The sequence below is a fragment of the Microbacterium azadirachtae genome (assembly GCF_000956505.1).
Taxonomy (GTDB): domain Bacteria; phylum Actinomycetota; class Actinomycetes; order Actinomycetales; family Microbacteriaceae; genus Microbacterium; species Microbacterium azadirachtae_A.
Window position 1 is genome coordinate 118,925 of sequence record NZ_JYIX01000030.1, and the last position, 21,982, is coordinate 140,906.

At 69.1% G+C, this 21,982-nt stretch carries 17 protein-coding genes and 1 pseudogene; 9 read left to right on the top strand and 9 right to left on the bottom strand.

Translation table 11 applies throughout. The features are described 5' to 3' along the window. Positions 1–20 precede the first annotated feature (20 nt). Positions 21–1,637 (bottom strand): murein biosynthesis integral membrane protein MurJ, encoded by a 1,617-nt coding sequence (gene murJ / locus RS86_RS06230; RefSeq protein WP_045271337.1) that lies wholly within the window; start codon positions 1,635–1,637, stop codon positions 21–23. Beyond that, the gene (locus tag RS86_RS06235) at positions 1,630–3,822 is read right to left on the bottom strand and encodes a DUF6049 family protein (protein WP_052680104.1); all 2,193 of its coding nucleotides are present in this window, start codon (positions 3,820–3,822) and stop codon (positions 1,630–1,632) included. Before RS86_RS06235 ends, murJ begins: the two co-directional genes overlap by 8 nt. Positions 3,823–3,972: 150 nt before the next feature. Here RS86_RS06235 and RS86_RS06240 point away from each other — a divergent pair, with 150 nt between their 5' ends. Next, entirely contained in the window at positions 3,973–5,514 is a 1,542-nt protein-coding gene (locus RS86_RS06240) for a DUF7059 domain-containing protein (protein WP_152642099.1), read from the top strand. Positions 5,515–5,641: 127 nt separating this feature from the next. Next, positions 5,642–6,697 (top strand): LLM class flavin-dependent oxidoreductase, encoded by a 1,056-nt coding sequence (locus RS86_RS06245; protein WP_045271338.1) that lies wholly within the window; start codon positions 5,642–5,644, stop codon positions 6,695–6,697. 68 nt (positions 6,698–6,765) lie between these two features. On the opposite strand, the gene RS86_RS06250 is transcribed toward RS86_RS06245, so the two are convergent. After that, positions 6,766–8,619: an alkaline phosphatase family protein gene (locus tag RS86_RS06250; RefSeq protein WP_082076611.1), complete on the bottom strand. Its 1,854-nt coding sequence runs from the start codon at positions 8,617–8,619 to the stop codon at positions 6,766–6,768. Between the two features lie 126 nt (positions 8,620–8,745). On the opposite strand from RS86_RS06250, the gene RS86_RS06255 reads away from it, so the two are divergent. Together RS86_RS06255 and RS86_RS06260 are read left to right on the top strand one after the other, a co-directional pair. Then, on the top strand, positions 8,746–9,048 hold the full coding sequence (locus tag RS86_RS06255; protein ID WP_045271339.1) for a hypothetical protein: 303 nt from the start codon (positions 8,746–8,748) through the stop codon (positions 9,046–9,048). Between the two features lie 37 nt (positions 9,049–9,085). Further along, positions 9,086–10,528, top strand: coding sequence for a CCA tRNA nucleotidyltransferase (locus tag RS86_RS06260; protein WP_045271340.1), 1,443 nt, complete (start codon positions 9,086–9,088; stop codon positions 10,526–10,528). Positions 10,529–10,531: 3 nt separating this feature from the next. Here RS86_RS06260 and RS86_RS20595 read toward each other — a convergent pair whose 3' ends face one another. The 3 genes and pseudogenes from RS86_RS20595 to RS86_RS06270 form a co-directional block, all read right to left on the bottom strand. Further along, entirely contained in the window at positions 10,532–10,681 is a 150-nt protein-coding gene (locus RS86_RS20595) for a hypothetical protein (RefSeq protein WP_160299673.1), read from the bottom strand. A gap of 3 nt (positions 10,682–10,684) precedes the next feature. Further along, complete coding sequence (locus RS86_RS21075) at positions 10,685–11,794, bottom strand: hypothetical protein (RefSeq protein WP_045271341.1); 1,110 nt, start codon at positions 11,792–11,794, stop codon at positions 10,685–10,687. A 125-nt stretch (positions 11,795–11,919) separates the two neighbouring features. Continuing rightward, a pseudogene (locus RS86_RS06270) lies at positions 11,920–12,228 on the bottom strand (PadR family transcriptional regulator); the annotation flags it as partial. Between the two features lie 143 nt (positions 12,229–12,371). Here RS86_RS06270 and RS86_RS06275 point away from each other — a divergent pair. The 3 genes from RS86_RS06275 (at position 12,372) to RS86_RS06285 (ending at position 15,980) form a co-directional block, all read left to right on the top strand. After that, positions 12,372–13,700: a helix-turn-helix domain-containing protein gene (locus RS86_RS06275; protein ID WP_045271342.1), complete on the top strand. Its 1,329-nt coding sequence runs from the start codon at positions 12,372–12,374 to the stop codon at positions 13,698–13,700. A gap of 262 nt (positions 13,701–13,962) precedes the next feature. Continuing rightward, complete coding sequence (locus tag RS86_RS06280) at positions 13,963–15,513, top strand: aldehyde dehydrogenase family protein (RefSeq protein ID WP_045271343.1); 1,551 nt, start codon at positions 13,963–13,965, stop codon at positions 15,511–15,513. A gap of 86 nt (positions 15,514–15,599) precedes the next feature. Next, positions 15,600–15,980: a DUF779 domain-containing protein gene (locus tag RS86_RS06285; protein ID WP_045271344.1), complete on the top strand. Its 381-nt coding sequence runs from the start codon at positions 15,600–15,602 to the stop codon at positions 15,978–15,980. A gap of 18 nt (positions 15,981–15,998) precedes the next feature. Here the strand turns inward: RS86_RS06285 and RS86_RS06290 are convergent, their stop codons facing one another. Genes RS86_RS06290 through speB form a run of 3 tightly spaced genes read right to left on the bottom strand, consistent with a single transcriptional unit; the run spans position 15,999 to position 18,972 of the window. After that, positions 15,999–17,558 carry a purine-cytosine permease family protein gene (locus tag RS86_RS06290; RefSeq protein WP_082076613.1) on the bottom strand — a complete coding sequence of 520 codons (1,560 nt, stop codon included), beginning with the start codon at positions 17,556–17,558 and terminating at the stop codon, positions 15,999–16,001. Next, positions 17,555–17,968, bottom strand: a complete 414-nt coding sequence (locus RS86_RS06295; RefSeq protein ID WP_045271345.1) for a nuclear transport factor 2 family protein — start codon at positions 17,966–17,968, stop codon at positions 17,555–17,557. Before RS86_RS06295 ends, RS86_RS06290 begins: the two co-directional genes overlap by 4 nt. A gap of 35 nt (positions 17,969–18,003) precedes the next feature. Next, a complete protein-coding gene (gene speB / locus RS86_RS06300) occupies positions 18,004–18,972 on the bottom strand; it encodes an agmatinase (protein ID WP_045271346.1) in 969 nt (322 codons plus the stop codon). A gap of 262 nt (positions 18,973–19,234) precedes the next feature. Here speB and RS86_RS06305 point away from each other — a divergent pair, with 262 nt between their 5' ends. Further along, positions 19,235–20,134 carry an Lrp/AsnC family transcriptional regulator gene (locus tag RS86_RS06305; protein ID WP_045271347.1) on the top strand — a complete coding sequence of 300 codons (900 nt, stop codon included), beginning with the start codon at positions 19,235–19,237 and terminating at the stop codon, positions 20,132–20,134. Positions 20,135–20,311: 177 nt separating this feature from the next. Beyond that, on the top strand, positions 20,312–21,946 hold the full coding sequence (locus RS86_RS06310) for an ABC transporter substrate-binding protein (RefSeq protein WP_045271348.1): 1,635 nt from the start codon (positions 20,312–20,314) through the stop codon (positions 21,944–21,946). Positions 21,947–21,982: the final 36 nt, after the last annotated feature.

Consider the following 21,982-nt stretch of genomic DNA (forward strand, 5'->3'; position numbering starts at 1 on the left):
CGGCGTGCGGACGGCGGTGCTCATCGGGACGGCGCGAAGCGCCGCACGAGGCCCTTCAGAGCGTCCAGCTCCGGAGCGCGCAGCAGGGCGAGCAGGCCGATGTAGACGACGAGGACCACTGCGGCGATGATCGCTGCACCGAGCGCGCCAGTCAGCTGCGATGCCAGGGCCCATCCCGCGGATCCGCCGAGAAGGAGGTAAGTGCCCCATCCCGCCGCGGCCGCGGGGATCGCTGCGACCGCGAAACGCCCGATCGCGATCATCCACGTCGCCGTGCCGATGCCGCCGAGGCGACGGTGCAGCAGCCAGACCGCGAGGATCGTCTGGATCGTGCTGGCAAGCGCCTGCCCGAGAGCGATTACTGCTGCGAGGTTCTCGACCGGAATGGCGTCGGCGGAGACCAGTAGCTGAGCGGTGAAGGCAGTGATGACGATGAGCGCGCACTGCACGAGCGTGAACAGGAATGGGGTGCGCGTGTCGCCGTAGGCGTAGAACGTGCGTTGCACGATGAACAGTACGGCGAGCGGGATCAGCGCGGGGAGGTAGGCGAGGAGTACCAGCGCGGTGTCGGGGGCGTCGCTGCCGACGGTGGTGAACACACGTGATGTAGGGACGACTGCGGCGACCACGGCCGCCAACGCACCCATCAAGAAGAAGGCGAGGATTCGGATGGACCGGCTGATGTCGGCCCGCACCTGGTCATGATCGCCTGCGTGCGCGTGCTCAGCGAGCTGCGTGAAGTACGGGGTACCGATCGACAGCACGATGATGGAATAGGGGAGCATGAATACGAGCCAGGCGTAGCTCATGACCGCCACCGAGGGACCCTCGCCGGACGCGAGGGATGCCACGTTGTTCTGGTAAATCCCGGCGGCAAGCCCCATGAGAGCCATGAGCAGAGTCCAGCCTGCCATCCGCCCGACGTTGCCGAGTCCTACCCCGCGCCAGCGGAAGTCTGGGCGCAGCCGCAGCTGGGTGCGCGGCCAAAACGCGAGAAGGATGCCCGCCTGAATTGCGATGGCGCCTGTCACCGTGACACCCAGCCAGGCGATGCGGTCCGGCGTCCACTGGTTGACTTGCTCGAGAGGGGTGCCGAACAGTGCCCCGATCGCAAGGAAGCCTGCGATAGAGACGACATTGTTGGCCACAGGTGCCCAGGTGAAGGGGCCGAAGATCCGGCGGGCATTGAGTGTCTCGCCGACCAGTGAGTACAGGCCGTAGAAGAAGATCTGCGGGAGGCACCAGTACGAGAGTGCGATCGCGAGCGCCTGCTGTTCCTCGGGTGCTCGGCCGAAGGTGATCCACACTAGCCAGGGTGCAGCGAGCATTGCCACCGCGGTGGTGATCAGCAGTACCACAGTGCCGAGAGTGAAGAGCTTGGATATGAATGCGTTGCCACGGTCGGAATGCGCCGCGGCCTGCACGATCTGCGGGACGATGACCGCCGTGAGCACACCTGCCGAGATGATCGCGTAGACGTCGTTGGGCAGCTGATTCGCGATGTTGAACGCGTCTGCCGCTGGAGCTCTGTTGGCGCCGATGAGACCGACCAGCACAATCGTGCGCAGCAGCCCGGTGACGCGGGACACCATCGTGCCCGCCGCGAGCAGGGCGCTCGCCCGGCCGAGGCTACTCATCGGTCTCCCTGTCCGCCGGATCGGATCCGGCTTTCCCGTCTGCGAGGGCCTGACGCTCCGCGGAGATCCCCGGCTCGTCCTCGGCCTCGTCGGATCCTTCCATGCCGTCTCCGGCATGCTTCGCGCCAGCGGACTTGCGACGGCGGATCGTGCGGATGATCCCGGCACCGATGAGAAGCACGCCGAGGCTGCCGAAGACGATCAGGCCGATGGTCTCCCACTCCGCACGGATCGTGAGCCGCGCCGTCTGCGCCGGACCGATCGCGACGCCCGTCGGGCTCGTCAATGTCATGCTCAACGTGAGCTCGGTGTTCGCCACATGCGATTCGAGGGGAAGCCGTACCCGCGTGGTGCTCGAGGGCTGCGCCTCGACCGCGGTCGTAGCGGGCACATCGATGCGGCTGTCGCTGGAGGACACGTTGAGCGTGACGCGGACCGGATACGGCAGGTCGTTGCGCACCCAGACCGGCACGTCGACCTTCGGGCTGATCAGGATCGGGTTCGACGGCTGGATCCCGACCGCACCCATGGTCTTCCGCGTCGCGTCGCGATGCGTCTTGAGCGCGGCGGCGAAGTCGTCGGGCGTCGTGTGCACGCCGACGCCGAGCAGGCGCATGTCCGAGATGCGCTCCCGCACGGTGAGGTCGGCGGGGCGCTGCAGGATCGTGGCGAACTGGGCCAGGCGGTCGGCGTCCTCGTTCAGGGCCGACACGGCGGCCGCGCGGTCCTCCGCCGACTCCGTCGAGACCGTCAGTTCCGCAGGCGCGCTGGACAGCACGCGGTCGAGTCGCCCGTCCTGTCCGCCGCTGAACGCGGTGACGGCACTGGACAGACCCTCCTCGGACCGCGCGTCGGCACGGGCGAGTCCGGCGAGAACCGCCGAACCCGGAGCGTCGAACCACAGCATCGCGTTCGCCTCGGTCAGTGCCCCGCCGCGCATCGCCGCGTCCGGTTCCTTGGCGGCGGCGCTGAGCGCTTCAGAAACGGCCTCGTCGCTGACCAGCACCGACGTCCCGTTCACTGCGCCGCGGGAGGCGACAGGCGCGCCCTTCGCTCCTGCGGTGAACGTCGTCGAGGGGAGGATCGGCACGGTGCCCGATCCGGACGCGCCGTAATGCGACATCGTCGCGACTTGGTCAGCGGTCACCTGGCCGCGCGGCCAGAGGAGGTCGGCGCGGGCGCCCGCGATCGCCTCCGGCGACGTCGGGCTCTGCCCGGGTGTCGTGGTCGACGTCGGGGTCGGAGCGGGGGTCGTCGGGGTCTTGCCGCTGGGATTGAGGAAGGGCTCGAAGTCGTCGACGGCGAGAGGCGAGGTCAGTCCGGCCGCAGCCTGGGCCGCGGCATCCGCATCGCCGAACTGCAGCGCGAAACGCTCATTGGGCAGGGCCTCGAGCCGTGCCAGCCACGCCGTCGCCGTCGCGGGCGCGCCGGCGCCGAGCACGCGGATCGCCGCCGGGATGGAAGGGTCGATCGCGAGCACAGCCGGAGTCCCGGCCACGCCGTTCAACTGCGCCGTGAGTGCGCCGGCGGGCGCGGTGAGAGCGGTGAGCTCGGCGGCGCTCAGCAGGTCGCCGGACGGGGCGGCGGTGATGGGCACGACAGTGACAACCGACGCCGGTGCTCCCTGAGCGACCACGAGGGCGCTGCGCGCGGGCACGGGAGCGGGCTCCTCCGCCGGAGCCGGACTGGCCTGGAACCGGGCCTGCAACGGGTAGACGCCGGGTGCGAGCGCACCGACGTCCGTCGCGGGGACCACGACTTGGGTGCGCGAGGTTCCTTCCGCGTCCAGCACCGTGGTGCTCACATCGCCGATCGGGCTCAATGCGGGGGCGGCGCCGGATCCGTCCAGCCAGGCACCCACGGCCTGGCGGTCGCCGAGCGGGGCGCGTCCGAGCTCCAGGTGCACGGTGCCCGCGCCGAGGCCGGTCGTGGCGTCGTTACGGAGGGTGAGCGTCGCCGTCAGCGGCGTTCCGGACGCATAGGATCCGTTCGCGTCCGGCTGCAGCGCGAGCTGTACGCCCGCGTGCTGCGGCGTCTGCGTCGGACTCGGCGTGGGCGTGTCCGCTGCCGCGGCGGGCGATGCCGCGGCCAGGGGGAACCCCAGACTCAGCGCGACGAGGAGTGCCCCGGCTGCACGGCGCAGGCGCTGTCGCAGGGGGGCGGGTTCGGTCTGAGTGAGAGTCATCGGGGATCCGTCGGGCGCGCAGGGCGCAGGGGAGTGCTGGCCCTGAGATTCTAGGCGGCGCGGCGCGCCGATCCCTGGAGGCGGGCAGAGTGGGCGGCATCCCTCTCCCGTCGTCGGGCGCGCGCGCGGTGTCGCGCGTAGGCTGACGCCGTGGTCCGACACCTCCTGCCCCGTCCCGATTCCGTGCTGTGCGCGGCGCTCGCCGCCGATCTCGACGCCGCCGACCTGCGTTCGGAGCCGTTGCGGGCCGCGTGGGGCGCGGAGGCCGACGACGCCCTCGCCCGCGGCATCCGCTCGCCGCTGCTGCGTGCGATCGAGGGCCGCACCGATGCGCTGGCCACGCTCGGGCGCCTGTTCGTGCTGGGCATGCCGCAGCCCGAAGCCGACGTCGCCGCGGCACTCCCGCGTACGGGCGCCGATGGGCTCGAGACTCTGGGCCTCGGCTATCGCGAGGACGGACGCGTGGTGCCGTCCGCCCTGATCCGGCCGCAGTCGTTCGTCGACGCCGACGGCGTCGGGGAGTGGTGGATCGCGAGCGACCTCGATGAGCTCGCGCTGCATCACATGGACGGGGGCGGCGCTCTGCCGCCCGACCACGTGCTCGGCGTCGGCGGCGCTTCCCGCACCCTCGCATCGCTCGTCATGCCCCTCGAGGTCGAGCGGGCACTGGATCTCGGCACGGGGTGCGGAATTCAGGCGCTTCTCGTCTCCCGGCACGCCGGCACCGTCATCGCGACGGACATCTCCGCGCGCGCCCTCGCCTACGCCGAGCTCAACGCGATGCTCGCCGGTGTGCGCAACATCGAATTCCGCCAGGGCAGCATGTTCGAGCCGGTCGCAGGGGAGAGCTTCGGGCTCATCGTGTCGAACCCTCCGTTCGTGATCACGCCGCGTGGCGCCGGCGTGCCCGAATACGAGTACCGCGACGGCGGACTCGTGGGCGACGCGCTCGTCGAGGCGTTCGTCAGGCAGGCTCCCTCGCATCTCGTGCCGGGCGGATCCGCGCAGCTCCTCGGCAACTGGGAGTCCGTCGGATCCACGCTCGGACTCCGACGCCTGGAGTCGTGGATCGCGCCGGAGCTGGACGCCTGGGTCGTGCAGCGCGAGACGTTGTCGCCGCTCGGGTATGCGGAGCTGTGGATCCGCGACGGCGGCACGACGCCCCGCGACGCCGAGTTCGAGCCGCTGCTGGACGCGTGGCTGGCCGACTTCGCCGCCCGTGGCGTGACGGAGATCGGCTTCGGATACGTGCTGATCCGCAGACCTGCGGCCGTAGACGGAGCCGAAGCCGCGGCCGGCCCGCTCCGCCGCTTCGAGACGCTTCCGCAACCCGTGACGAGCGTGGGCCGAGCGCTCCGAGATGGTCTCGCCGGGCACGACGCGCTCGCCGAGGGGATCCCGGACGTGCTGCTCGTGGCCGCGGATGTGACCGAGGCCCGCCACCACATGCCAGGGCAGGAGGCGCCGAGCGTGATCGAGCTGCGTCAGGGCGGGGGTTTCGGGCGCACGATCTCCGTCGACCCCGCGCTCGCCGGATTCGTGGGCGCGGGCGACGGCGATCTCAGCGTCACGCAGATCGCAGGCGCGCTCGCGGACCTCTTCGAGGTGCCGCTCGTCGACCTCTGGACCGATCTCGAGCCGCGCCTGCGCGCGCTCGTCACGGACGGCTTCCTGATCCCGGCCGACCGATGAAGAACACCGCGAGACTCCAACTGGGCGACGAGACTGCGCCCCAGAGCAGCAGTCTCGTCGCGGAGTTGGAGTCTCGCGGATCGATGACCAGGGAATGCACGGTTGGATTCATGCGTTTGAATGAATTATGAAGGCTTTCGGATTCCTCTCCTTCGGGCACTATGCGAACGTGCCCGGATCCGTCACCCGCACGGCCGGGGAGATGCTGCACCAGACCATCGAGATCGCGCAGGGCGCCGACGAGATCGGCGTGAACGGCGCCTACGTGCGCGTGCACCACTTCGCGCGACAGGCGGCCTCACCCATGCCGCTGCTGTCGGCGATGGCCGCGACCACGAAGCGCATCGAGGTCGGCACGGGCGTGATCGACATGCGCTACGAGAACCCCCTGTACTTCGCGGAGGAGGCGGCCGCCCTCGACTTCATCGCCGACGGCCGGATCGCCCTCGGCGTGAGCCGTGGCTCACCCGAGACGGCACTGCGCGGCTACGAGGCGTTCGGCTACGTCGACGAGGAGGATCGCGAGCGCGGCAGCGTGCTGGCCCGTGACAAGTTCGACCTGTTCCTCGAGGCGATCGACGGCGCCGGCATCGCGCCTGGCGATCCGCGCATGGTCGGGGAGGGCCGCTACCTCCCCGTGGAACCGCGTTCCGAGAGCCTGCGCGATCACATCTGGTGGGGATCCGGCTCCCGCGCGACCGCCGAGGAGACCGGCCGGAAGGGCCTCAACATGATGAGCTCGACGCTCGTCACCGAGGCGACAGGCCAGCCGTTCCACGAGCTGCAGCGCGAGCAGATCGAGCTGTTCCGCGCCGCTTACAAGGAGGCCGGCCACACCGGCACGCCCCGGGTGTCGGTCAGCCGCAGCGTGTTCCCGCTCATCAGCGATCAGGATCGGGCGTACTTCGGGCTGCGCAGCGAGGAGAACGGCGACCAGATCGGCGTGATCGACGGGTTCCGCTCCACGTTCGGCAAGACCTACGCTGCCGAGCCCGACGTGCTCATCTCGCAGCTGAAGCAGGACGAGGCCGTGATGGCGGCCGACACCCTCATGCTGACCATCCCGAACCAGCTCGGCCCGGAGTACAACCTTCACGTGCTGCAGGCGTTCGCCGAGCACGTGGCGCCGGCGCTGGGCTGGAAGCCGAACACCGAGGGCCCTGTGCAGGGCGACCCGGTCTGAGTCAGGACTCATACGCCGAGGGGCGGGCATCATGACGATGCCCGCCCCTCGGCGTCTCCGCGTCCCTCTCAGCCCTCCTGGTCCGGCGGGCCGAAGATGTTCTTCCCGTGCTTGTGCAGCAGGTTGTACGCATCCATGAAGGTCTGCGGCTGCTCATCGCCGGGCAGACCGTAGCGCGCCAGCAGCAGACCGAGCAGACCTTCCGCCGGCGGAGTCAGCGGCTTCTTCGCGTGCGCATGCGCGGGATGAGCCGCCTTCGACTCCGGATTCGGCGGCAGGAACCGGGACTGGGTGACCGGCCAATCGGAGGGGTGCCGGGGCTTGTCCAGGTTGACGACCTGGAACAGATCGTTCGCGGTCGCGTCTCGACGGGTCAGCGGCTTCAGGCCGTGCAGGCGGGTGAGGGTCGCGATCACGGATCCATGATGCATCTGGTCGTTGATGACGGTGCCCTTGCGCGTGTATGCGGACACGGCGATCGCGGGCACACGGCATCCGAGGCGATCGAACGCGAAGCCCATCTCGCCTCTGCCCGCGTTGTCGGGCGGGGTGGCCTTGGGCGGCGCCACGTGGTCGTACGTGCCGCCGTGCTCGTCGAACGTGATCAGCAGCAGCGTGTTGATCGCGTTGGATCCCTTCGGGGCCTTGCTCGTGCGGATCGCGTCGTAGATGTCGTGGACCAGGTCATCGCCGGCGCGCACATCGGAATAGGCGCTGTTGATCAGCGCGGTGTCCTCATCCTCCAGATCCGTCTCGCGGCGGCTGCCGAACGGCGGATGGAAGTCGTTGTGGTCGTAGATCATCCGCGGCTCGACGAAGGCGTACGCCGGCAGCTCGCCGTGCTCGACATCGGCGTAGAAGTCGTCCATCGTGCCGAAATGCTCGGTGCGCCAGAACTCCTCGAGCACCGGCGCGTGCAGGACGCCGGTGAACGACACCATCTGCACCTCGTCGAAGTAGATCTTCCAGCTGAGGCCCGACTCCTCGAGGCGGTTGAAGATCGTCGGCGACTTCGGCGCGTCCAGCCACTTGGCGTAGTCGCCGCCCTCGTGGTTGGTGACCTGACCATGCGAGGTCGAGGCATTGAAGAAGGAGCGGTTGCAGAAGGTCTGCGAGGGTACAGCGCAGAACCAGTGATCGAACACGGCGAACTCGCGGGCCAGGGTCGACACGGTCGGCAGCATCTCCGGCGAGAACGAACCCATGATGCGCGACAGCTCGTCCTGGGTCGGGGACTTGCCGTGCTTGAGACGCATGACGTTCACCATGTAGTCGGTGACGAAACCGGTCATCGTCGGCTCCGTGCCTGCGGCCGGCTCGTTATAGGGGGCCGAGAGCCCCCCGTTGTAGAGCTCGGCGTTGCTGGCCGGGTCGATCGTGTTGTAGAGCTGCGTGTTGACGTGCGGATACATCTCGCCCGGATCCGGATCCGGCCAGGTCATGATGGTGTCGGTCGGACCCTCATAGACGTGCGCGTCGTAGCGCTGCCCGTCGAGCTCGTTGTAGTACTCCCCGAACGCCAGGCCGTCGAACTCCTGTCCCTCGGGCAGATCGTCCTTCGTGTAGAGGTAGCCGAGCAGGTTGTCGAAGGAGCGGTTCTCGCCCATGAGCACGACGATGTGGTCGAAACCCGGGGCGTGGCGGGGCGCCAGGGCTCCGTAGTCGTCCATCGCCTCGTGGAACCCCTCGCGCTGGCCGAGGCCGTATCCGATCGCGGCGCCGGCGCCGCCGCCGACCACCGCACCGGCTGCGGTGAGGCCGCCGATCCGGAGGAAATCGCGACGGGAGCGGGAACCGCCCTGAGCGCCACCGTCCGCGCCGGTCTCCGTCGTGTCGGGCGTGCTCTCCGGCGCGTCGGCAGGCCCGCTCTCGGGCGCGGCGGACCCTGCGTCCGAAGCGGGGGAGTTCTTGCGTCTGTGCATGGCGCGATCCTACTGAGCCGTCGTGCGGCGGCTCGGGCGGCGAGGGGCCCTCCACGGGATACCCCGTAGACACGGCCGTGGCGGGACAGAAGAGACGGCCGGACGGCGTCGCCTACGCTGTCCGACATGACCGACTACTCGACCGAGGCGCAGGTGCGCCGCATCTCCGAGGAATTCGCCCGCAAGCGCTCCCGCATGTTCGTGGCGTTCGCCTGCATCGAGGGCGCGATGCTGGCTGGTGCGGTCATCGTGGTCTACGTGCTGAAGCTCGTCGAGCCCGACGTCGGCGTGTGGATCCTCGTGGCGCTCGCCCTGATCGGGTCGCTGGTGCTCAGCACGATGATCATCCAGCAGATCAAGGCCCAGCAGCAGGCGATCCGCGATGCGGGCGGCACGCCGTTCCCGGGCTCGACCGGCCCGACCTTCTGACGGCACTCGCCGAGCGCGCCCCGGTACCCTGGAGACCATGCTCAACATGGCCGATTCCCTTGCGCGCCTGGGCGCCCTCGCCGAGAATCCGGTCGTGCGGACCCTGGCGACGGCGTTCGCCGAGGCCGGGTTCGACCTCGCCGTGGTGGGCGGTCCGGTGCGCGACGCGCTGCTCGGACGTCCCACGCACGATCTCGACTTCACGACGAACGCCCGTCCCGACGACATCCTCCGCATCGTCAAGCCGATCTCGACCACGCAGTGGGACATCGGTCGGGAGTTCGGCACGATCGGCGCCAAGGTCCCCTCGCCCGACGGTCCCTCCGAGCAGGTCGAGATCACGACCTACCGTGCCGACGCTTACGACGGCGTCACCCGCAAGCCCGTCGTCTCGTTCGGGGATGACATCGAGGGCGACCTCGTGCGACGCGACTTCACGGTCAACGCCATGGCGTTCCTGGTGCCGCAGCAGAAGCTCGTGGATCCGACCGGGGGAGTGGAGGACCTGCTCATCGGCGTCCTGCGCACCCCGACCACCCCCGAGGTGAGCTTCGGCGACGACCCGCTGCGCATGCTCCGCGCGGCCCGGTTCAGTGCGCAGCTCGGCTTCCGCATTGAGGAGCGCACGCTCGCCGCGATGTCGGAGCTGCGCTCGACGCTGAGCATCGTGAGCCCTGAGCGCATCCAGTCGGAGTTGATCCGCCTGCTGCAGTCCGACGATCCGGTGCGCGGGATCCGCGTGCTGGTCGAGACGGGGCTCGTCGACGAGTTCCTGCCCGAGGTGAGCGCGCTCCGGCTGGAGATCGACGAGCACCACCATCACAAGGACGTCTACGAGCACTCCCTGACGGCGCTCGAGCAGGCGATCGCGCTCGAGCACGCCCGTCACCCGGACGAGCCGGCCGATGCGGTGCTGCGTCTGGCGGTGCTGCTGCACGACATCGGCAAGCCGCGCACCCGCAAGCTCGAGGCCGGCGGCGTCGTGAGCTTCCACCACCACGACGTGGTCGGATCCCGGCTCGCCCGCAAGAGGCTGCAGGCGCTGCGGTTCGACAAGGAGTCGACAGACGCCGTGGCGAAGCTCATCGAGCTGCACCTGCGCTTCTTCGGCTACTCCGAGGGCGCATGGACCGACTCCGCCGTCCGCCGCTACGTACGCGACGCCGGAGACCAGCTCGAGCGGCTGCACATCCTCACCCGCGCCGATGTCACCACGCGCAACAAGCGCAAGGCGGGTCGGCTCGCCGCGGCCTACGACGATATCGAGACGCGGATCGAGACCCTGCGCGAGCAGGAGGAGATCGATGCGATCCGGCCCGAGCTCGACGGCAACGAGGTGCAGCGCATCCTCGGCATCGCCCCGGGCCGAGAGGTTGGCGAGGCGTACCGGTTCCTGCTCGAGCTGCGCCTCGACGAGGGCCTCATCGGTCCCGAGGCCGCCGAGCAGCGCCTGCGCGACTGGTGGGCCGCGCGCGGCTGAAGCTCAGCGGATCCCGGCCACCCGCAGATCCGGGCCCGAGCTCTGGAGCTCGTCGTCCTCTTGCACACCGCCGTCCTGGCCGTCGTGTTCGCCGCGCAGTGCGGCTTCCACGAGGTGCGTGAGATCGATCGAGACGATCCGTGACGCGGCCATCGTTCAGCCCGCCGGGGTCGGCGACGGGGTCGGCGTTGGGCTCGGCACGGCGTCGGATGGCCGCGGTGACGGTGTCGGTGTGGGCGGCATCGTCGAGCCCGGTGAGGGCGTGGGCGTGGTGGTGAGCGCGCGATCCGGTGCGCGCAGGAACGGGGGCTGGGGCGTGATGACCGAGCCGCGGCTGCCGCCCTGGATGTCTTTGTAGCTGCGGAGGGGCAGCGGATAGACGTTCCAGACCGGCCGTCCCTGGGCATCGCGCATCGGCACGACCGTGTTCTGGCCATCGTCGTCGATGATCCATCCCATCCCGTTGTCCAGGTTCTCGCTCTCTTCGCCGAAGAGGTTCACGGGGGTGCCTCGGTTGGTGTACAGCTGAGCGCCTTCGATGAGGTTTCCGTCCTTGTCGTAGACGAACAGATTGCCGATCCGGTTGCCGTCGAGCAGGAGCCCGGGCGGCGGCCGGTAGCCCGCGTTCGGCGGGTAGAGGATCGCGTTCCACATCCCGAACATCACAGGGGAGACGAGCAGCGGCAGGACCAGCACGGCGACGATGCTGGCGACCGTGCGCACGTGCCGCAGTGCGTTCTTCGGCAGCCAGCGGCCGCGTCCCCACTGCACGCTCACCAGGACGATCGCCGCGAAGAAAGCCCAAGTGAAGACCTGTGCCGGGAAGCCGCCGTAGCCGACGATCGTGCGCGGGCCGAGGCCCGCCGGGATGGCGATCAGCCCGGCCAGCGCGAGCCCGCGCAGCACCCACCACACCGGGCGGAGGACGATCAGCAGATCCAGCAGCCAGGCGCCGAACGTCGAGGACCGGATCCGCCCTGCCGCGCGTCCCGCCGTCGCGGCGAGACGCTCGTGCCACGGCGTCTTCGTCCCCATCACGGGACCTCGCTCGGGCAGGCCGGCCGCGGAGCGCAGCTCCTCGGCGTACGCGGCCGGATCGCCCAGCTCGATCGCTCCGTCGTGGTCCGCGGCCTGATCGGTGAGGTCTCCGACGAGGCCCTCGACGAGGTCGTCGACGTCCTCGTCCGGAAGGTCCGCGAGCTGCGCGCGGACGGCGTCGGCGAACGCGCGGATCCGTTCCGCGGCGGCCAGGGTGGTCTCGTTCATCGCTGCGCTCCTTCGGAGAGGATCCCGGTGGGTTCGGCGGGGGGATGGAACAGGGCGGGTCCTGCGGCGCCGGCGGCCGCGGCGGATCCGGGCGGAGCGGCGGCCGAGGGCGGGACGTGCGGGGCGAGCAGCCCGGACATCGCCACCGCGAAGTGAGACCACGTCGCGATCTGCTCGTCGAGCATGTGCTTGCCCTGCGCGGTGATCGCGTAGTACTTGCGGTGCGGCCCGCCGTCGGAGGGCACCACGTAGCTCGAGAGCGCCCCGCCCGAATACAGGCGGCGCAGTGTTCCGTAGACCGAGGCATCGCCGACGTCGCCAATGCCCGCGGCGCGGAGGCGCCGCACGATGTCGTAGCCGTATCCGTCCTCGTCGCGCACGACGGCGAGCACCGCGAGATCCAGCACGCCCTTCAGCAGCTGCGTCGTATCCATTCCGCCTCCTCCGCCACGGCCACGTGGCTGCGTCGCTCCGCACACTACCACGCGACGCGCAGTAGTACCGAGAGCGGCACAGTCGGCAGGTTCACCCGCGGTCGTACACTGGACCCACTCCGTCGCCGATGATCGGAGACCCTGTGTCCTCTGGCTGGCAGCCCTCCCGCGAGCCCGCGCCCGCGGCGTCGCGTCTGCTCATCGAGCGCGCGCACGAGGAGCTCGTCGCGGGCAACATCGATGATGGGCGGCTGCAGAACGTGCGCTCGCTCGTGCGGGAGTCGTGGGAGAGGTCCTGGCGCCAGCGGGTCGGCGCAGAAGGTCTCCCTCCGCTCGACTTGACCGCGGACGCCCTCGACGTCTATCGGCGTGCGCATCCGCTCGCGGGTGCGATGGACACGATCCGCGCCCTTCTGCTGCCCGGATCCGCCGACGACTCGGGCGTCATCGTCGCGGTCGGCGACCACGCCGGCCGGCTGCTGTGGGTCGAGGGCGACCTGAACCAGCGGATCCTGTCGGGCGAGATGGGCTTCGTCGAGGGCGCGAACTGGTCGGAGCGCGCGGTCGGCACCTCCGCCCCCGGCACCGCGCTCGAGCTGGGCGCCTCCGTGCAGATCCGCGGCGCCGAGCACTACAACCGCCTGGTGCAGCCCTGGTCGTGCACCGCCGCACCCGTGTTCGACCCTGAGGACCGGCGCATCCTCGGCGTGATCGATGTGACGGGCGGAGCCGAGGCGGCGAGCCCGCAGGCGCGCATGCTCGTCGATGCCACCGCCCGCGCCGTCGAGGCCGAGCTGCTCGTGGCGCGGCTGCGGGCCAGGGCTCAGCCCACGGGTCCCTCCGTCCCGGCCGCGCGGCGGCGCCCTGTTCCCGAACGTGCTGCTCTGCGCGTCCTGGGCAGGGATCGCGCCAGGCTCGAGGTCTCCGGAGGCGATGGCGAGCGCGTCGTCGAGCTCAGCGCGCGGCACGCCGAGATCCTGCTGCTGCTCGCCGTGCACCGGCAGGGCCTGTCCGCCGAGCGCCTCGCCGAGCTGGTCTACGGCGAAGGATCCTCGGCCGACACCCTGCGGCCCGAGATGGTGCGCCTGCGGAAGGCGCTGGAACGGATCTGGCCCGCGCTCGTGCCCGAGTCGCGCCCGTATCGGCTGCCCGTCCCGTTGGAGACCGACGCGCAGGACGTGCTGTCGCTGCTCGACCGCGGGGCGCACCGGGTGGCGCTCTCGGCCTACCGCGGCCCCGTGCTGCCGGATTCGACCTCCCCCGGTGTGGAGGAGTACCGCGAGACCGTGCGCTCGACGCTGCGCGAGACGATGCGCACCGAGGCCAGCATCGATGTGCTGCTGTCGTACGCCGAGATCCCCGAGGGATCCGAAGACGCCGAGATCCTGCGGCTCTGCCTGGAGCTCCTGCCGGCGCGCTCGCCGAAGCGGGCGGGCCTCGTCGGCCGGATCGAGCGCCTCGAGCAGGCCTGACCCGGATCCGGGCCGCCCTTCGTCTCGCTTCGCTCGCTCAGGGACCAGGCGCTTCGCTCGCTCAGGGACCGGTGGGAGCGGGCCAGGCAACGGTCCCTGAGCGAGGAGCGCAGCGACGAGACGAAGGGCGCCGGCCTCATCGGGCAGCGGGCATGCAACCTGTTGCAACGTGACGCACCGGGGTGCAACGTCCGCGCGCCTACCGTCGAGGCACACATCAACCCGCGCGGCGATGCAGCCGCGGAACGTCGAAGGAGACGCGATGACCATCATCGAGGAGAGCGTGTCGACCGCCTATGCGGCACCAGGGCAGCCGGGCGCGCTCGCGAACTACCGCCCGCGCTACGGGCACTACATCGGCGGCGAGTTCGTCGAACCCGTCAAGGGCCAGTACTTCGAGAACGTCAGCCCCGTCAACGGCAAGGCGTTCACCGAGGTCGGACGCGGCACGAGCGAAGACATCGATCGCGCCGTCGACGTCGCCTGGAAGGCGTTCGCGAGCTGGGGCAAGACCAGCCCCACCGAGCGCGCCAATGTCCTGAACAGGATCGCGGACAGGATCGAGCAGAACCTCGAGGCGATCGCGATCGCGGAGACCTGGGAGAACGGCAAGCCCGTGCGCGAGACGCTCGCGGCCGACATCCCGCTCGCCGTCGATCACTTCCGTTACTTCGCCGGCGTGCTGCGCGCACAGGAGGGCGGGATCAGCCAGCTCGACGAGGACACCGTCGCGTACCACTTCCACGAGCCGCTCGGCGTGGTCGGTCAGATCATCCCGTGGAACTTCCCGCTGCTCATGGCCACGTGGAAGCTCGCCCCGGCGCTCGCCGCAGGCAACTGCGTCGTCATCAAGCCGGCCGAGCAGACCCCGGCATCGATCCTGTTCCTGTTCGAGATCATCGGCGACCTGCTCCCCGCGGGCGTCGTGAACATCGTCAACGGCTTCGGCATCGAGGCCGGCGCCCCCCTCGCGCAGCACAAGAGGATCCGCAAGGTCGCGTTCACCGGCGAGACCACGACCGGCCGCCTGATCATGCAGTACGCCTCGCAGAACCTCATCCCGGTCACGCTCGAGCTCGGAGGCAAGAGCCCCAACGTCTTCTTCGAGGACGTCGCGAGTTCGACCTCCGACGCGTACTACGACAAGGCGCTCGAGGGCTTCACGATGTTCGCGCTGAACCAGGGCGAAGTATGCACCTGCCCGTCGCGCGCGCTCATCCAGCGCTCGATCTACGACGGCTTCCTCGCCGACGGCCTCGAGCGCGTGAAGAAGGTCGTGCAGGGCAACCCGCTGGATCTCACCACGATGATCGGCGCACAGGCGTCGAACGACCAGCTCGAGAAGATCCTCAGCTACATCGACATCGGGAAGCAGGGCGGCGCGAAGCTCCTCACCGGAGGGGAGCGCGTCGACCTGGGCGGCGATCTCAGCGAGGGCTACTACGTCGCACCGACCGTGTTCGAGGGCACCAACGACATGCGGATCTTCCAGGAGGAGATTTTCGGACCGGTGCTGTCGGTCACGAGCTTCGCCGACTTCGACGATGCGATCTCGATCGCGAACGACACGCTCTACGGCCTCGGCGCCGGTGTCTGGAGCCGCAGCGGAGACACGGCCTACCGGGCCGGCCGGGCGATCGAAGCGGGCCGCGTCTGGACGAACACGTATCACCAGTACCCGGCGCACGCCGCGTTCGGCGGGTACAAGCAGTCGGGCGTGGGCCGCGAGAACCACAAGATGATGCTCGACCACTACCAGCAGACGAAGAACCTCCTCGTCTCGTACGCCGAGGGGCCGATGGGCTTCTTCTGATCCGGATCCGTCCCCACCACCGGTCGTTGAGCGAGTCGAAGCGTCGCTCAACGACCGGTGGAGCACACACGCGAGAGGAGCGGGCGATGCCCGAGTTCCACCGCGTCGATGTCTCCGAGGAGGCGGCGGCGCTGCTGCGCACGCTCACGGTCCAGCATGGACCGCTGATGTTCCATCAGTCCGGGGGCTGCTGCGATGGATCGGCGCCCATGTGCTACCCGGTGGGGATGTTCCTGACCGGATCCGGAGACGTGCTGCTGGGCGACCTGGAGATCGGTCTCGACGAGACGGTGCAGGTCTACATGTCCGAGTCGCAGTTCGAGTACTGGAAGTACACGCACCTCACGATCGACGTCGTCGACGGGCGCGGATCCGGTTTCAGCGTCGAGTCGCCGACCGGCAAGAGGTTCCTGACCCGCTCGCGGATGCTCGATCAGGCCGAGCTGGAGCACTTCGCCCTGGCCTGAACGAGCATCCGCAGGGGGTCAGTGCGAGCCCGCCTCGACGATGGGCCGGTCGGAGGGCGGTCCGACACGGACGAAGCGCGGCCCATCCGGGCCGTAGGCGTCCGCCGGCTCTGGGAACAGCAGGAGCAGCGCGGGATACAGGATCAGCGCGCACCCGAGGCCGAGAGGGATCGAGAGGTCGACACCTCCGGCGAGGTTGCCGAGCGGGCCGACGAACTGGCCGGGCAGGTTCACGAAGCAGAGTCCCACCGCGGCGGAGATCAGCCAGGCACCGAGCCCGCGGAAGTTCCAGCCGTGCGCGAACCAGTAACGGCCACCCTTTTGCCGGCGGTTGAACACCTGGAGCGAGTCCGAGTCGTACCAGCCGCGGCGCACGATCCAGCCGATCGTCATGACGATCATCCATGGCGCGGTACACACGACGATAAGCGCCGTGAAGGTCGAGATCGACTGCACCACGTTGAAGGCGAACCGGCCCACGAAGATGCCGACGATCGCGAGGACGCCGATGAACAGGGTCGCCTGCACTCGCGTGAATCGGGGGAACACGCTCGCGAAGTCGAGGCCGGTGCCGTACAGCGACGTGGTGCCCGTCGACATGCCGCCGATGAGCGCGATGAGGCACACCGGGAGGAAGTACCAGTCCGGAGAGATCGCGAGCAGGCCTCCTGCGTAGTTGCCGTCCGCGATGAATTGCGGGTGCGCGGTGGCGACGATGGATGCGGTCACGATGCCGAACAGGAACGGGATGATCGTCGCGATCTGGGCCGTGAACGTCGCGATCATGAGCTTGCGCTTCGGCGTCTTCCGCGGGATGTAGCGCGACCAGTCGCCGAGGAACGCGCCGAAGGAGACCGGGTTCGACATCACGACGAGGACGGATCCGACGAATGCGGCGAGGAATCCCGGATCGCCCGGTGCGAGCGCGCCGGGCGCACTGGGGTCGAACATGCCCGCGAATGCGATCGCGCCCAGCACGAACAGCACGGTGGCGGCGATCACGGCGATCTTGTTCACGAGCAGCATGAACCGGAACCCGTAGATGCACACCACGAGGACGAGCACGGCGAACAGGCCGTACGCGATGCCGAGCGTGAGGTCGTTCGAGGGGACGCCGATCGCGCGGTGGGCGGCACCGACGAGCACATCGCCGGAGGACCACACCGAGATGGAGAAGAAGGCGAACGCGGTCAGCAGGGAGAGGAAGGATCCGACCACGCGACCGTGCACGCCGAGATGCGCCGAGCTCGAGACCGCATTGTTCGTGCCATTGCGGGAGCCGAACAAGGACAGCGGCGACAGGATCAGCGCTCCCAGCACCAGCCCCGTCACGGTTGCGAGCAGCGCGTGCCAGAACGAGAGCCCGAACACGATCGGGAAGCTGCCGAGCACGACGGTCGCGAACGTGTTCGCCCCGCCGAAGATCAGCCGGAACAGGTCGAGCGGTCGTGCGGTGCGCTCGGCATCGGGGATCTGCTCGACCCCGTGCGCCTCGACTTCGGTGACGCCGGGCGCGGTGCCGATGGCGACCGTCTCGGTCCGGGGAGCGACGCCGGTGCCATCCGCCTCGACGGTCATGCCGTGACCTCCGCTCCGGAACCCACGGGGGAGAGGTGCTCATGAACGGCGGTCAGGCCTCGGTCGCTGCGGGTGAACACGATCGATTCGCGTTCCTGCGTCTCCTCCGTGACTCCGTCGACCTCGGTCACCGTGTGCACGGAGTGCGCGAAGACGGCCGTGTCGCCCACGACGGTGACCACACGGTCGGAGCTCTCGCAGGAGACGACGTGCCAGCCGGCGTCGACCCAGCCCGCCCAGATCCGCTCATAGGCGGCGCGGTCGGGGAGGATCTCCGGTTCGGTGTGGAAGAGGAATGTGGCGTCCTCGTGGAAGCACGCGAAGTACGCGTCGGTGTCGGTGGCGGCGAAGGCGGCGATCAGGCGATCGGCGGCCTCGAGCACCGGGGCGGGATCGAGCGGGGCATTCATCGGTGAACGGCTCTTTTCGGGTCGGGTGTTCCGGGTCAGGGCTGGGTGCTCTGGCGGCTGCGATCGATCTGCATCGACAGCAGCGTGATGAGCTCGTAGACGACGTGGCTCGCGGCGATGCCGGTCATCTGGGCGTGGTCGTAGGCGGGCGACACCTCGACGACGTCGGCGCCGACGATGTTCGTGTCGCGCAGGCTCCGCAGGATCCGCAGCAGCTCCCGGCTGGTGAGGCCGCCGGCCTCGGGAGTCCCGGTCCCGGGTGCATGCGCGGGGTCGAGCACGTCGATGTCGATCGAGACGTAGAGCGGCGCGTCGCCGATGCGGGTCAGGATCCGCTCGATCGCGGCCTCGACACCGTGCTCCTCGATCGCCTCGCTCGTCACGATCGAGAATCCGAGGCGGGCGTCGTCCTCGAGGTCGCTCTTGTCGTAGAGCGGGCCGCGCGTGCCGACGTGGCAGCTCGCGGTCATGTCGATGAGGCCCTCTTCGCTCGCACGGCGGAACGGGGTGCCGTGCGTGATGGGCGCGCCGAAGTACGTGTCCCAGGTGTCCAGGTGGGCATCGAAGTGCAGCACGGCGACGGGGCCGTGCGTGCGGGCGACCGAGCGCAGCAGCGGCAGGGCGAGGGTGTGGTCACCGCCGATCGTCACGATCCGCGACACCCGCTCGCCGAGGGCGGTCACGGCACGGTCGGTCTCCTCCACGGCCTCGGTGATGTCGAACGGGTTGAGCGCGATGTCGCCCGCGTCGACGACCTGCGTCCGCGCGAAGGGGGAGAAGTCCTGAGCCGGGTTGTACGGGCGCAGCAGGCGCGAGGACTCACGCACGTGCGACGGTCCGAACCGTGTGCCGGGGCGGTAGCTCACGCCCGAGTCGAACGGGGCGCCGACCACCGCGATGTCGGCGTGGTCGACCTCCTCCAGCCGCGGCAGACGGGCGAAGGTGGCGAAGCCCGCGTAGCGGGGATTCAGGGAGGCGTCGACGGGGCCGATCGGAGAGGTCATGGCGTTCTTCCCTGATGGGGCGACAGGAGAGCCTGTCGCCGATGGTTTCGGATAGCGAGGATGCTAGAGCGGGTGGAGAGGACCAGCAAGAGCAGAAGAAAGGCAGGCGACGAATGCAACCATTGATCTGTATCGAAACTGCGTCAGAGATGCGCTATAGCTTCGACACTGCTCCTCTGTACAGTTGATTTGAACGTGCGGATCGCCACCCGCCGCGAATCCGGCGATCTTGTCGGAGACCCTCATCGGCAGGGGAGAATCTATGGAGATCGACGACGATCTCATCGCCGCGCTCCACGAGGACGGCCGGGTCAGCGTCCAGGATCTCGCACGGCGCCTGGGGCGCCCGCGCGCGGCGGTCGCCGGCCGGCTCAGGGCGATCCTCGACGAGGGCGTGCTCCGGGTGGCGGCGATGGTGGATCCGGCCCTCTCCGGGCAGCACGTGATCGGCCACCTCTCCCTGCACGTCTCGACGCGAGTGGAGCCGGTCGCGGCGTCTCTGCGAGCCATGGACGAGACGGTTCTGGTCTCGGCGATCGGCGGCGCGCACGACATCGTCAGCGAGGTGCGCGCCTCCTCGACCGCAGCGCTGCAGGACTCGATCGCACGCATCCGTGCCATCCCGGGCATCGCGGGCGTGAACACGCTCGTCTACACCGATGTCGTGAAGGGCTTCTTCGTCTCGCGGTACCGGGGCGAGGTCCTGATCGACGACCTGGATACGGCCATCATCGAGCGGCTGCAGGCCGACGGGAGGATGAGCTATCGGGCGCTCGGCGACGCTGTGCGTCTGTCGCCTTCCGCCGTCGCGACGCGGGTGCGCCGCCTCCTGGAGGGCGGAGTGATGACGATCGCGGCGGTCGAGGCGCGCAGCCTCGCCCGTCGGCAGCTGTCGATGGGCGTCGGGCTCGTGCTGAACGATGACGGCGATGCGGCGCTGGCCGCACTCAGCGCCCGTCCCGAGGTCGATTTCGCGACGCGCACGATCGGGCGGTTCGATGCCGTGGTGACGCTCGTGCAGCCTTCCGCGGGCGGGCTGCACGCGGCTCTGGAGCGGGTACGGGAACTCGCCGGCGTCGAGCGGATCGAGACGTGGACTCATCTCTCGGTCACCAAGGAGGACTACGCGAGATCGCTCCGCCCGGTGATCGCGACCCTCTGAGATCGGACCCTTCGCACCGCAGGAAGATATGCGGTCGAGATCACGTCTCGGCGTCGGAACTCCCGAGAATCGCCGACCCGTGCCTACAATCGGGTGTCCCGTGCGCCGTGAACCCTGACGGCCATGGATGTTGCGGCCGCGATGAACTGCGGCCACGGAACCGATACAGAGGTGTATATGTCATTCCACAGCACTCGAGGCCGTCTCGGCCTCGCCATCGGCGCGCTCGGCGCCACAGCCCTCGTTCTTGCGGGCTGCGCGACGAGCAGCACGGGCGGCGGGGGTTCGACCGGGGGATCCTCCGGTAGCACCATCACCGTCGGCACGACCGACAAGGTCACGTTCCTCGACCCTGCCGGCTCGTACGACAACGGCTCGTTCGCGGTGATGAACCAGATCTACCCGTTCCTCATGAACAGCAAGTACGGCACGGCGGAGGTCACCCCCGACATCGCCGAGTCGGCGGAGTTCACCTCGCCGACCGAGTACACGGTGAAGCTCAAGAAGGACCTCAAGTTCGCGAACGGCGACCCGCTCACGTCGGCGTCGGTCAAGTTCTCCTTCGACCGCATGGTCAAGATCAACGACCCCAACGGCCCTGCCTCGCTGCTCGGCAACCTCGACAGCACCGAAGCTCCGGATGCGACCACGGTCGTCTTCAAGCTGAAGAACGGCAACGACCAGATCTGGCCGCTGATCCTCTCGAGCCCGGCGGCTCCCATCGTCGACGAGAAGGTCTTCTCGGCCGACAAGGTCACCGATGACGACGCGATCGTCAAGGGCAAGGCCTTCGCCGGCCAGTACGAGATCACCGACTACAAGAAGAACCAGCTCATCTCCTACAAGCCGTACGCCGGCTACCAGGGCGAGCTGGGCAAGGCGGCCAACAGCCAGGTCAACGTCAAGTACTTCGCGGACGCCTCGAACCTGAAGCTCGCGATCGGCAACGGCGACGTCGATGTGGCCTTCCGCAGCCTGTCGGCCACGGACACCGCGGACCTGGGCAAGAACAAGAAGGTCAAGCTGGTCGAGGGCCCCGGTGGCGAGATCCGCTACATCGTCTTCAACTTCAACACCATGCCCTACGGCGCGACGACCCCCGAGGCCGACCCGGCCAAGTCCCAGGCCGTGCGCCAGGCGGCGGCCGACCTCGTCGACCGCGCGGCGATCGCGAAGGACGTCTACAAGGACACGTACAGCCCGCTGTACTCCTTCGTCGCCGACGGCATGGCCGGCGCGACCCAGCCGCTGAAGTCGATGTACGGCGACGGCAACGGCGGACCCTCGCTCGACAAGGCGAAGAAGGTCCTCGCCGACGCGGGCGTCACCACGCCGGTCACGCTGAACCTGCAGTACAACGGCGACCACTACGGCCCGTCCTCGGGTGACGAGTACGCCGCGATCAAGGCTCAGCTGGAGCAGGGCGGCCTGTTCGCCGTCAACCTGCAGAGCACCGAGTGGACGCAGTACTCGAAGGACCGCACCGCCGACGTGTACCCGGCCTACCAGCTCGGCTGGTTCCCGGACTACTCCGACGCCGACAACTACCTGTCGCCGTTCTTCCTCACGAAGAACTTCCTGGGCAACCACTACGACAACACCGCGGTCAACGACCTGATCGTGAAGTCGCAGACCGAGACCGACAAGGACAAGCGCATGGCCGACCTCGCGCAGGTGCAGGACATGGTCGCGAAGGACCTGTCCACCCTGCCCCTGCTTCAGGGCAAGCAGGTCGCGGTCGTCGGCGCGGGTGTCAACGGCACCACGCTCGACGCCTCGTTCAAGTTCCGCTACGCGCCGCTGACGAAGTAGCGCACCCTCAGACGGGGCACCGCCGCACTCGCGACG